The following is an 11,519-nucleotide window of genomic DNA, read 5'->3' on the forward strand; positions in this document are numbered from 1 at the left end:
TAGGAAGACCAGGGCCTCCGACGAATCGGAGTGGCATCCCGGCTGCGACTGCGAAATTTCCCTAGTCGGGGAGGTCTGCGATGCGCCGCCACGGCTGCCCGAAGAAGCCCTCGGTCGCCTTCTGAAGCTCGGGGAGGTTGTCGTGCAGGTCGCTGAAGTGGATGGTTCCGTCACGGTCGATGGTCAGGCGCGCAGTGATCACCTCCTCCGAGCCCCAGTAGAGCGTCAGCCTGCCCGCCTCGTAGGCGTACTGCCCGTACTGCTCGTCAGTGGACCGATAGTGGTCGGCAGCCTGCTGGTACTGCCACGAGCCCGCGTCCAGCGTCCAGGTGAAGAGGCCGGTGTTGTCCCGGAGCTGGCCGCGATCGGTGACGCCCGCCTCCAGCAGATCGCGACGGTGCACGCGAGCGACGTAGATCCCGTCGAGGGCCCGGACGTCGTCGCCTGCGACTGCCGGCTCGGACCCCCGGTCGGGACATTTCGTGATGGCCGTGGCCGTCGGCACCGTCGCGACCACGTCTTCGATCGCGGCGATCAGTCGCGCGGTCGCCGGATCGCGCTCGAGCTCGGACCTCACGCGCTGACCGACCTTCTCGAAGGCGGAGACGTCGCCCGGTGTGGCAGCGACGATCTCGTCTCCCTTGCGGCAGAAGGACCGGGCCGACTCTTCGTCGGTGGGAAAGGACTCGAGCTGTTCGCGCCGGGTGGCCGCCGCGGACTCGACCAGGACCCGCCACTGCCCCGGCTGCAGGCGCGAGCGGAGCGCGTCGTCGGCGACCAATGTCTCGAGCTTGGCGAAGGGCACCACGTTGCCGGTGGCGACGGCGCCGACGCCTGCGATGGCGAAGGACGACTCGAGACCCCGCTGACCCGACGCGCCCCTGGCGGTCTGCACGACGTTCGCGCCCAAGGCATCCAGGAGCCCGCTCACCGTCCGCGAGGTGGGGCTGCGGATGTCGACGCCGCGGAACTCGGCCGGGCTCAGCAGGGGCGCCCCCAGTCCGAAGAACCGACGCATCTCGCTCGGCCAGAGGTCGATGCCGGTGACGCCGGCGACCTCCAGGCCGGCGAGCAGGTCCGGGCGCAGGTCGCTGGCGACCACGGCCCGCATCGCCTCGTCGCTGTCGATGAGGAACGGCGTGTTCAGCGCCTGCAGGCTGGTGACGCCGAGGACGTCCCAGGCCCGGCTGGGCACCAGTCCGAGGTCGTAGTCGCCACGAGCCACCCCCTCGGCGATGACCTGGTCCCAGTCCTCGACGCCCTCTGGCGTGACGTCCCACGCGACCTCGATCCTCATGGTCCCGCCGGAGCGCCGTTCGACCTCGCGGACGAACTGGTTGATGGCGGGGCCGTTGGGTTCGGTCGCGGCGTCCGGGCTGGCCAGTGACAGCACGAGGCTCGGCCCGTCGACGGGTTCCGCGCAACCCGTAGCCACTGACGCCAGGGCCAGCGTCAGGCCGGTCAGCGACACGGTGCCGCGGCGCGGGAGTCGCATGCCCCGAAGGTACGGCCGAGTGGCCCGATACGTCATCGGTCGATTACCGACGCGCAGCGGGCGGCGGCTGCGTCATCATGACCAGATGAGCGCCTGGAAGCGGGTGAGGACGAGGCTGGTGCTCGCGCTCGCCGGACTCGCTCTGCTCGCCGCCGTCGCCGCCGGCTTTCTGCTGGCGGCGTCGGCGCCCTACCTCTCTGCGCTGGAGGTCTGGCCGTTGCCGCTGGTCGGTGCTGCGTACGCCGCCACGGCGGCCTACCTGACCACGACCCGTCCGCGGGCGGCGCACCTGACGGCGCTGTTCGTCATCTCGGTCGGCCTGTCGGCTCCCGCACTCTCGGTCTCCCTCGCCCAGGACACCGCGCTCTGGGTGACTGTCGGAGCTCTCGCTGGACTCGTGGTGCCCGCAGTGGGCTGGGTCTGCGTGGTCACCTTGCGCGGGGATGCCTCGGATGCCCTCGAGCGGTGGCTGCTCCTCCTCGGCAGCGCTCTGGTCGTAGGCGCCGCCGTCGTCCAGGTACTCGTCGCCGACCCGGCGGCTTGGGGATGGTGTCGTTGCCTCGGCAACCCACTGGCGGTCAGTGACGGACCCGGCGCCTACGTCGGGCTTCGACCGTGGCTGACATCCGCCCATCTGGCGGCTGTGGGCATCGTCGTGCTTGCCGTCGGCCTGTCCTGGTGGAGTCGGCCGGGTCGCCACGGCATACCGGAGCTCGTGCTCCTGGTCGGGCTCCTCGTGGCAGCCGCCTCCTGGGTGACCGAGGACCTGGCCCAGCTGGCCGGGACCCCCACAGATGACGCGGCCCTGGGTGTCGCGATCGGTCTCGCGTCCATCCTGGCCGCCCACGTGCTCGGTCTCAGCCGCCGCCGGCCGAGTCGCGCCCACGTCGCTGACCTGCTGCTCGCGGCTCGAGAGCGCAGCGAACCCGCTCGGATCCGCGAGCTCGTGGCACGGGCCCTCGGCGACCCGGGGGCGGCGGTCTACTGGTGGGACGACGACGCGGCGTCGTACGCCGACCATCTGGGCCGCCCGGCGCCGCCGGCGCCGTCTGTGCCCGCGGAACGGGTCCTCGAGGTGGAGTCTGATCATCGACCCATCGCCCGCGTCGTGAGCGAACGTGGACTGCCGGAGGATCCCGGCATTCTGGAGCCAGTGGCCGAGGCACTACGGCTCTCCACCGAGAACCGGCTGCTGCAGGAAGAGCTCGCCGCCACGCTCACGCAGGTTCGGGAGTCCCGGTCCCGGATCGTCCAAGCATCCGACGAGGCCCGCCGCAGGATCGAGCGCAACCTCCACGACGGCGCGCAACAGCTGCTGATCTCCACCGGCGCGAAGCTGAACCTCGCGAGCAGCCAGATCGACCCGACCGTCGACCCCGGACTGGCAGACGCGCTGACAGCGGCCTCCGACGAGCTCGGCCGGGCCCTCGACGAGCTGCGGACCCTGGCCCACGGAATCACTCCCACGGCGCTGGTGCACGGAACCCTCCCCGATGCGCTGGAAGACCTGGCCCTACGGAGTCCGGTACCCGCAACGCTGCAGGTGGAGGGCAGCGCAGATGTCGCCCCGGAGGCTGCGGCGACCGCCTACTTCGTCGTCGGGGAGTGTCTGGCCAACGTAGCCAAGCACGCGGACGCCTCGACGGCGCTGGTCCACGTCGCGCTCGCCGACCCGCTCCGAGTCACCGTTCGCGACGACGGCCACGGCGGCGCCGACCCGTCGACGGGATCAGGGCTGAAGGGCCTCGTCGACCGCGTAGAGGCGCTCGGCGGGAAGCTCGAGATCACCACCGGAAGCACGGGTACGACCGTCGGCGCGAGACTCCCGAACCCGACGCCGAACCCGACGGCGCGAGCACGGTCATGACCGTCGCCCGGCCGCGGGTGCTGCTCGCCGACGACGCCGTACTGATCCGCGAGGGCGTGGCACAGCTCCTGAGAGCGGGCGGGTGCGAGGTGCTCGCCTCACTCGAGGACGCCGACGAGGTGCCATCCGCGCTGGCGTCGTTCGACGACATCGACGCACTCGTCCTGGACATCCGCATGCCCCCCACGCACACGGACGAAGGACTTGTCCTTCTCGAGCGGCTACGCGCCGACGGGGCGCAGATCGGCGTCCTGCTCCTGTCGATGTACGCCAGCCCCAGCCTGGCGCTCCGCGCTCTGTCGGCAGGCGGCGCGACCGGCTACCTGCTGAAGGACCGCATCCGAGACGGCGGCACCCTGGTCGACGCGGTGCGCACAGTCTCGCGGGGTGGCACGGTGGTCGATCCCGAGGTGGTCGCACTCATGCTCGAGGCCTCCACCGCCACCTCTCGCCTCGACGCCCTCAGCAGCCGGGAGCGCGAAGTACTGAGCCTGATGGCGGAGGGGCGCTCCAACGTCGGCATCGCCAAGCAGCTCCACCTGGCCGTCAAGACCGTGGACAGCCACGTCGACCACCTTCTGACCAAACTCCATCTCGAGGCCAGCACCGACGAGCACCGCCGCGTGCTGGCCGTCCTCGAACTGCTCCGCGCTCGAGAAGCCTGACCCGACAGGCGCTCCATCGCCGTCGCTCGACAACGGCGCTCTGCTCGGTCGTGACATCCATGGCCGCTGGCGGGTGGAGGGGCGCGCTTGCTATTGGATTTGCGTCAGAGCTGCTGGTCGTAGGGCAGCTGGTCGTCGATCCGCTCCAACCTGCGCTGCAGACGTCGTACGGACAGTGTGCCCGCCTCACTGGCCGTACGACGTCGCGCGACGACACGGATCTGCCGCTGCACGTGCGGATCGCAGCCGCGCCCTTCCGCCGCATGCCTTGCGCCCCGGGGACGTGGCGGTTGAGGTCTCATCCGGTAGACGCCGACCCCCGGAGCCAGCCCTCGGTCCCGTCCGGAGTTCCCAGGTGGCGAACCGCTCGGCAGTGTGCGTACCAGCCCTCGACGGCGTCGGGTGTGCGAGGTAGTTCGTCGACGCTCCACGCGCAGTCGCGCGGGCCGGCTGGGTGTGCGGCGTTCGCATCGGGAGGGACGGTTGTGGTGATGGCTGCTGCAGAGCAGACCAGAACGACAGTGCTGCGACGAACGGTTCCGACGGTTGACCTGGTGATCATGGCGATGCTCCTCTGTGGAAAGGGTTCACGAGGAGGCTGCATCGACGCGCTGGAACGGCCCTTGACTGCGGCTTGAAGCGTGCTGGACACCGATTTCAGTCGGGACGGGAGCGGGGCGCGCGTGGGAGACTGAGCGACCTCAGCGAAGGGGCGCCGCGATGGATGACGCGCTGCGGGTGGGCTTGCTCGGCCCGTTCGAGGTGCGAGTGCATGGCGCCCCGTGCGGGCCGGGTGGCAGCCGGCGTCGCGGCGTGCTGGCGCTGCTGGCGACGCGACCCAACGTCGTTCATCCGGTGTCGTCGATCGTCGACTCCTTGTGGGGCGACGACCCGCCCGCGTCGGCGGTGAATCTGATCCAGACGTACGTGTCGGCGTGGCGCAAGGCTCTGGGCGAGGCGGGCGCAGCGCTCACGACCGTCGGAGGTGGCTACGAGCTCGTGCTTGCGGCTGACCAGTCCGACCTGGCGACGTTCAGAGAGCTGGTGGCGGGCGCTCGGGCACGGCCCGTGCGCGCCGCCGCCGACGCGTTGCTGACTGCGCTGGACCTCTGGCGAGGGCCAGCCCTTGCTGACCTGGCCGGAGAGGTGTTCCATGCTGCGCTTGCCCAGCCGCTCGAGGCCGAGAGGGTACGCGTCACCGAGTTGTGGGCGGAGGCCGCACTGGCTGCGGGCGACGATCCGGACCAGGTCGTGTCCCGCCTGCACGACCTGCAGGTGAGCGAGCCGTTGCGGGAGAGCACGGCGGCGCTGGTGATGTGGGCGCACACGATCGCCGGGCGGCAAGCAGTCGCGTTGTCCGTGTACGACGAGATGCGTCGTCGACTCGACGAGGAGCTCGGGACCATTCCCGGCCATGCGTTGCAGGACATGCACGGACGGATCCTTCGCGCCGACCCCTCACTGCTCCCCCAGATGCATCCTCGAGCCGACGTCCGTGCCGTTCCTCTGGCGGTGCGGCAGGACGTCGCACCGGCTGACCGCTTCTTCGGCCGCGAGGACGAGCTCGCCGCACTCGCTCGGTTGGTCGAGGTGGAGCGACTGGTGACGTTGACCGGACCGGGGGGGAGCGGCAAGACCAGGCTCGCTCACGAGGTACTCCAACGCCATCGCGCGATCGACCAGCCCGGCTTCTTCGTCGAGCTGGCTCCGGTGCGCGAGACCGCACTCGCGTCATCGGCCGTGGCCGCTGCCCTCGGGCTGGGCGCCGCGGCAGGCACGGACCCCGCGGACATGTTGATCGATCGGTTGGCCGAGGCGAGCGGTTTGCTGGTCCTCGACAACGCCGAGCACCTACCCGGAGTCGCCGCCTTCATCCGACGCCTCCATCGAGGTTGCCGACACCTTCACCTCTTGGTCACCTCCCGGGAGCCGCTCCAGGTCGAGAGTGAGCACCGGTACGCGATCTCGGCCTTGCCCGTCCCTGCCACGACCGAACTCGATCACGTCGTGAGCCAGGCGTCCGTCCAGCTCTTCATGGATCGGGTGCAGTCGCACGAGCCCTCGTTCCGAGTGACTCAGGAGAACGCCGAGGACGTGACGATGATCGTTCGACACCTCGACGGCCTGCCGCTCGCCATCGAGATCGTGGCTCCGTGGATGCGCCTGCATGGGCCCGCGGGTCTCCTCCAGCGACTGACCCGTGAACGACTCGACCTTCCCGGGAGACGACTGGACACCGACCTCAGGCACCGGACCCTTCGCGAAACCATCGCGTGGAGCCACGACCTGATCACCGAGCCTGAACGCGTCGCATTCCGGCGGTTGGCGGTCTTTCCCGGCCCCTTCGGGCTGGATGCAGCAGGAGCGGTGTGCACCGGCGGCTCGGGTCGGGTGGACGAGGTGCTTCTCGATCTCGTCGACCGCAACCTCGTCCAGGCAACCGCTCCGATCGCGGGACAGCCACGATTCGGGATGCTGGCGGTGGTCCGCGAGTTCGCCCTCGAGCGTCTATCCGACCACCCCGCAGACTCCGTCGCCCACGACCGCATGCTCGACTGGTACGCGAACTGGGCGGCCCGGCTAGCCGGTCACAGTGAAGGCCCCGAGGCCCCGGGATGGCAGGCCCTGGCCGTCGCCGAGGCTGACAACCTCCGGGCTGCCATCGAGCACTGTTCGGAGCTCGGCCGCGACAGCGACCTGCTGCAGCTCGTGGTCGACGCCATGGCGCTGTGGTTCGAAGCCGGACACGAACAAGAAGGGGAAGAACGGCTGCGGAGGTCACTCGAACGAGCCGGTCCGACCGCCCCGGCGCGCGCCATCGGGCTGACCTACTGGGCGTGGTTGCGAGCGACACGGGACAGGCAGGGCGCCGCCGCGGCGGCGCTCGAGGCTCGCGACCTCGCCGTGGCCGCCGGGGACGTCCCCGTCGAGGCATTCGCACTCCAGACGCTGGGCGACTCTGTCCAGGATCCTCGTGAGGCCGAGACGGCCAGCCTGGCTGCCCTGACGGCCTGCGACCGCGCAGAGCACTCGCGCATCCGATACGGACCCACCGCTCCCGACGCCGTACGGTGCGGCGCCTCGGCAAGCATCGCGACGTGCTGGACCTACCGCTCCCTGCCCGAGGCACTGCGGTGGCAGTCCGAGGCATTGCGACGAGCGGAGCTCGAAGGCGACCGCCGCATCACCGCCGTCAACTGCGCACGACTCGCGCGCCTGCACCTCCTCGCCGGCGAACGCCTGCCCGCCCGCACCCTGCTCGACCGCGCCCATGCCCTGCTTTCCTCGACGATCAGCGCACGCTGGGAGGACACCGTCGCACTCGCGGACGCCGACCTCGCACGGCACGAGAGCCGCGACGACGACGCCGAACGCATCCTTCGGTCCACGACCGCCGGCGCGGTCGCGGCCGGCCGCGTGCTCCACGCACTTCTCGGCGCCGTCGCCCTGACGGACCTCTACCTCGACACCGGTCGATCATCAGAAGCCACCGCCACCATCGACCGGGCCGCCGAGAGGATGAGCAGCGACGCAGACCCGGTCCACGCGGCACGCGTCGAGGTTCGTCGCGCCCGCATCGACCGCGAACAGGGAAGCATCCACGATGCGCGACGCCGCCTCGACGCCGTCGCCCTCCACATCGAGGGGGTCCAGGGGATGCCGCCCGAACGGTCGCTGTGGCTGCTCGAAGTCGCGGCCCTCAGCGCCTCGACGGCCGAGACCGTCGACGCAGCCGCCAAACTCAGGCAACTGGAGGCCGGGCTCTTCGAGGCGGGCCTCCGGCTCCCTCCGTGGGAGCGTGCCCGAGCCGACTCAGTGGCGCGGGCTGTCGCTGGGGGCACGCGCGATTCTGCGCCGTGAGCGCGGGCCGTGCGTGGGCCACACGGCGCGGCTCGTGCGGTCGGAACCGCCATCGGACCGTGGGTCGCGCGGATCAGCGCTGGCGACCTCGCATGCTCAGGGGTAGTCGACGACGATCACCGGCACGTCCGGGTTGGCGATGGTCGAGGAGCCGCCGGTGTCGTTGACGACGTGGCGGATCCCGCCCTTGCCGTTGCTGGGATCGAGGAAGATGGTGAGCAGGTCGTGCAGGTGCACGCCAGGCCTGGTGGGCACCTCGTAGGCGTGCTCGGCGAAGATGTCGATCCCCTGGTTGAAGAAGGTGTAGGTCCCCATCCCGGCGCCGTCGAACGTCGTCACGTCCGGAGCGACCTTGAAGGCCGCGTAGCCGTCCGTGGTCGGGGAGGACCGCCACGCAGCCTGGCTCGGCACGTCGTAGGGCATCTCGCTCTGGAAGAAGATGACCGAGCCGCGGTCGCCGTTCCAGACCACCTGGTAGCCCTGGTAGTGCTCGACGAAGAGACCGGTGGCGCTGACATCGTCGCCGTTGACGACCACGCCGATGGTCGCCGTGTTCTCGGTCCAGCCGACGCCGGCGCCGTGGTCGGCGCGCCAGACCCACAGGTCGTCGAGGAGCACGTTGCTGCTGTTGACCTCGAGGCTCACCTCAGCGCGGCCCGCATGCGGCCCACCGATCCGGAAGAAGACGTCCTGGAGCGCCGTGGGGTTGCCGCCGTCGTCGCGGTGGTTGCGGCCGTGGGCCTTGCCGATGCGCACGAGCACAGGCGAGCTCACCGGCCCCGCGTCGACGGTGAAGCCCGCTAGGTCGACGCCTGGGACGTCGGCCACCGAGAGCGCCACCGCCCCGCGCTGGGCGGTCAGCGTGGCCAGGCCCAGACCGAGGACGACGCTGTCCGCGCGCTTGACGTCGATGGTGTGCGGCACGTCGTACACCCCGGGGGTGAGCAGGAGGTGGCGCCCGCGGGACAGCTGGTTGTTGATGGTGGACACCGAGTCGCCGGGGTGTGCGATGTAGAAGTCCGACAGCGGAAGGGACGTGCCGGGGGTCGATCCCGTCGCCCACGAGGTGCCACGTGCATCGCGCTTCGGCGACGGAACGAAGACCCGCCACTGCCCGGAGTCCGTGACGTAGAGGTAGGGCTTCTCGCGGGTCAGCGGAGTGGTCGAGAACGTCGTGTAGTAGGTGTTCGGGGCGCAGCCGAAGCACTCCTGCGGGGCTCCGAGGTCTCCGGAGAAGACCTGGTTCCACACACTGTTGGACCAGCCGTCGAGATCGGAGCTGCGCACGTAGAACTGCTGCTGCGACCCGTTGACGATCGTCCCGCCGGTGAACTTGGAGTCAGCGATGAAGCCGCCGCTGGCGAACGACGGACCCGAGCAGTAGTCCATCAACGTCACGAAGCCGTCCACGTGGACGCGTCGCATCGGCGCGGCTTGCGAGACCGCCCAGAACTCGCCGGTGTGGCAGCCCGCGGTGGGGTTCGTGACCCGGATCGTCAGGTTGGAGAGGGACCGCCAGAAGTTGTTGAGCGCAATGCAGCTGCCGGCGTCGCACTGGTTGTACACGTTCACCGACCCGTTGATGACGACGTCCCCCGGGTCGCGACCCAGCCCGGCGACCTCGGTGTAGTAGCCCACCTGGAAGTTCAACGGCTGCTGGCTGGTGCCGTAGGTGCCAGGCTTGAACAGCAGGGCGTACCGCTCCTCGCCGAACTGGTTCGTCAGCTGCTGCGCGGCGACCGCGTCGACCGTCGCCTGGATCTGGGCCACCGGCATCGACGGGTCGAACACGTAGGCGTTGGGCCCCAGATCGGGCGCTCCGGTCGGCGGCGTCGCCGGCGCCAGACCCGCCCCGGACTTCAGCTCGGCACCTCCCCCGCCGCCGGGGGCGGCGGATCCGGCCGGTGCGGCGCCCAGCAGCGCGCTGACGCTGACGGCGACCACAGCAACGAGAACCTGGGTACGCCCGACCGCGCGGCGCCCGAGACCAGAGCGAGGAGTCATGGTCGGAGCCTGCCCCTTGCGCCGGGAGAGGACAAGAGGCCCATTCGTCCGGAGGTCGGCGGATGGCGCGACCTGATCTGGTCGGTCGACGCTCCGGCTCGATCGAACCGTGGGCGGTTTGCCGGTGAGCGCGGCCGGGGCGACTCGGCAGCTTGCCGTGGCGTCGCGCGGACGAGCAGGTTCGGGAATCATGTCGCCATGGCCCTCTTCCGGAGTCCGGTCATGGTCGGCCGGGCGGCCGAGCTCGACCGGCTCCGTCGAGCAGCCGCTGCGGCCGCGGTTGCCGTCTCCGGCATGCACGGACCCCAGCACCTCCTCGACGCCCTCCGACACTCCGCACCGAGCCGACCGGCGAAGAAGGCCGCCCGAAGGTTTGCGCCAGCGGCCGCCTGAGCGCGTACGAACTCCCGGGGGGTTCACTCTGCCCAGTAAGCAGCAGAACACAACGCGGTCCTTCGTCTGTGCGAGCGCGTTCATCTGATGGCTGAGCCCCGGCAGGCGAATCGTTGGCGGTCGATACGTCTAGCGGGGAGGTCAAATCGCGTGGGACCTGGCTCGCCGAGCGACGCCAACCAGGGCTGTGACAACGCCGGCAACTGTCAGTTGGGCAGTAGACTCGGCAAACGATCATGGACAGATTTGCTGTGCATGGTCCGGAGGTGGCAAGCCATGGAGCGGTGGAGTTCGGGGCGGAGAGCTTCGCGATTGCGCTGGTGGTCGTGTGTCCTCACCTTTGGGTTGCTGGTGGCGTTTCTCCCCGCCGCGACGACGCCGTCTGCGGAAGCGGCTACTGCGGGTGCCGCAGTGCTCCCGCTCCGGTGGACCGGGACGGTGTCGTGGCAGTGGCACGAGGAGAGCTACCCGGACCACCTCCTGTGCACCCCTCCCAACGACGGCACGGAACACGCCGTCTGGGACGAGGCAGTCACGGTCTCGCTTCCCTCAGCGGACAGCACCCCCGCCGGACGAGGCCAGTTTCAAGGGGACATCTCCTACACCGAGGACGGCTACACCTGCCAACCCGGCGCTCTCATCGCCGACGCCCAATGGCATGGCACCGGCGCGATGAATCTGTCTTACGGGACGAACCCTGATGGCAGCTCAGACATCGTCGGCTGGTCCAGCGGCAGCCAGCGTGACCCATTGATTGGTCAGGTTTTCGACCTTGCCGCCAGCCGGTACGTCGCGACGGCGTATTCCGTCGACTTCGCGGTGACTGTGCCAGCCGGCGTCACAGCGTTTGACGGCGTATTGCCGCTCGAGTTCGGGGACTCGGTCAGCAACGTCGGCGGTCCGACCACAGCGCTCGTGCACCTGCGGGCCGTTCCCCCGCCCGAAGCGGTGCTGAAGGGCAAGGAGGTCATCCTCGACACCGTGCTTGCCAAGAACGCCTCGGCGAGGTGCCCCGCGAAGGCGCGAGTCACCATCAAGACCAAGTCCAAGCAAGGGCGGATCGAGGTGACCAAGCAGTTGAGGACCAACGCCGATCCCGCCGGGTGCCGCGTCAAGGGCAAGGTCAGGCTGCCCACCGAGCCGAAGCATACCGCCAAGGTCAAAGTCACCATCACCGGCAAGAAGCTGACGACCAGGCGCCTGGTCGCCGCACGACTCTGACAGCAGTACTGTC

The 11,519-nt window shown here is 69.9% G+C and carries 7 protein-coding genes; 4 read left to right on the forward strand and 3 right to left on the reverse strand.

Annotated features, from left to right (window positions below):
* Positions 1–61: 61 nt before the first annotated feature.
* A complete protein-coding gene (locus tag HZF07_RS12830) occupies positions 62–1,384 on the reverse strand; it encodes a TRAP transporter substrate-binding protein (RefSeq protein WP_309504906.1) in 1,323 nt (440 codons plus the stop codon).
* On the opposite strand from HZF07_RS12830, the gene HZF07_RS12835 reads away from it, so the two are divergent.
* Together HZF07_RS12835 and HZF07_RS12840 are read left to right on the forward strand one after the other, a co-directional pair.
* Positions 1,269–3,362 carry a sensor histidine kinase gene (locus tag HZF07_RS12835; RefSeq protein ID WP_309504721.1) on the forward strand — a complete coding sequence of 698 codons (2,094 nt, stop codon included), beginning with the start codon at positions 1,269–1,271 and terminating at the stop codon, positions 3,360–3,362. The genes HZF07_RS12830 and HZF07_RS12835 overlap by 116 nt on opposite strands.
* Positions 3,359–4,027, forward strand: a complete 669-nt coding sequence (locus HZF07_RS12840; RefSeq protein WP_157342142.1) for a response regulator — start codon at positions 3,359–3,361, stop codon at positions 4,025–4,027. Before HZF07_RS12835 ends, HZF07_RS12840 begins: the two co-directional genes overlap by 4 nt.
* 104 nt (positions 4,028–4,131) lie before the next feature.
* On the opposite strand, the gene HZF07_RS23920 is transcribed toward HZF07_RS12840, so the two are convergent.
* On the reverse strand, positions 4,132–4,260 hold the full coding sequence (locus HZF07_RS23920; protein WP_258562567.1) for a hypothetical protein: 129 nt from the start codon (positions 4,258–4,260) through the stop codon (positions 4,132–4,134).
* A gap of 487 nt (positions 4,261–4,747) precedes the next feature.
* Here HZF07_RS23920 and HZF07_RS12845 point away from each other — a divergent pair, with 487 nt between their 5' ends.
* Positions 4,748–7,888, forward strand: a complete 3,141-nt coding sequence (locus tag HZF07_RS12845; protein ID WP_157342144.1) for an AfsR/SARP family transcriptional regulator — start codon at positions 4,748–4,750, stop codon at positions 7,886–7,888.
* Positions 7,889–7,984: 96 nt separating this feature from the next.
* Here HZF07_RS12845 and HZF07_RS12850 read toward each other — a convergent pair whose 3' ends face one another.
* A complete protein-coding gene (locus HZF07_RS12850) occupies positions 7,985–9,892 on the reverse strand; it encodes a pectate lyase family protein (RefSeq protein WP_157342146.1) in 1,908 nt (635 codons plus the stop codon).
* A 744-nt stretch (positions 9,893–10,636) separates the two neighbouring features.
* On the opposite strand from HZF07_RS12850, the gene HZF07_RS12855 reads away from it, so the two are divergent.
* On the forward strand, positions 10,637–11,506 hold the full coding sequence (locus tag HZF07_RS12855; RefSeq protein WP_157342148.1) for a hypothetical protein: 870 nt from the start codon (positions 10,637–10,639) through the stop codon (positions 11,504–11,506).
* Positions 11,507–11,519: the final 13 nt, after the last annotated feature.

This window comes from Nocardioides agri (genome assembly GCF_013778305.1).
Classification (GTDB): domain Bacteria; phylum Actinomycetota; class Actinomycetes; order Propionibacteriales; family Nocardioidaceae; genus Nocardioides; species Nocardioides agri.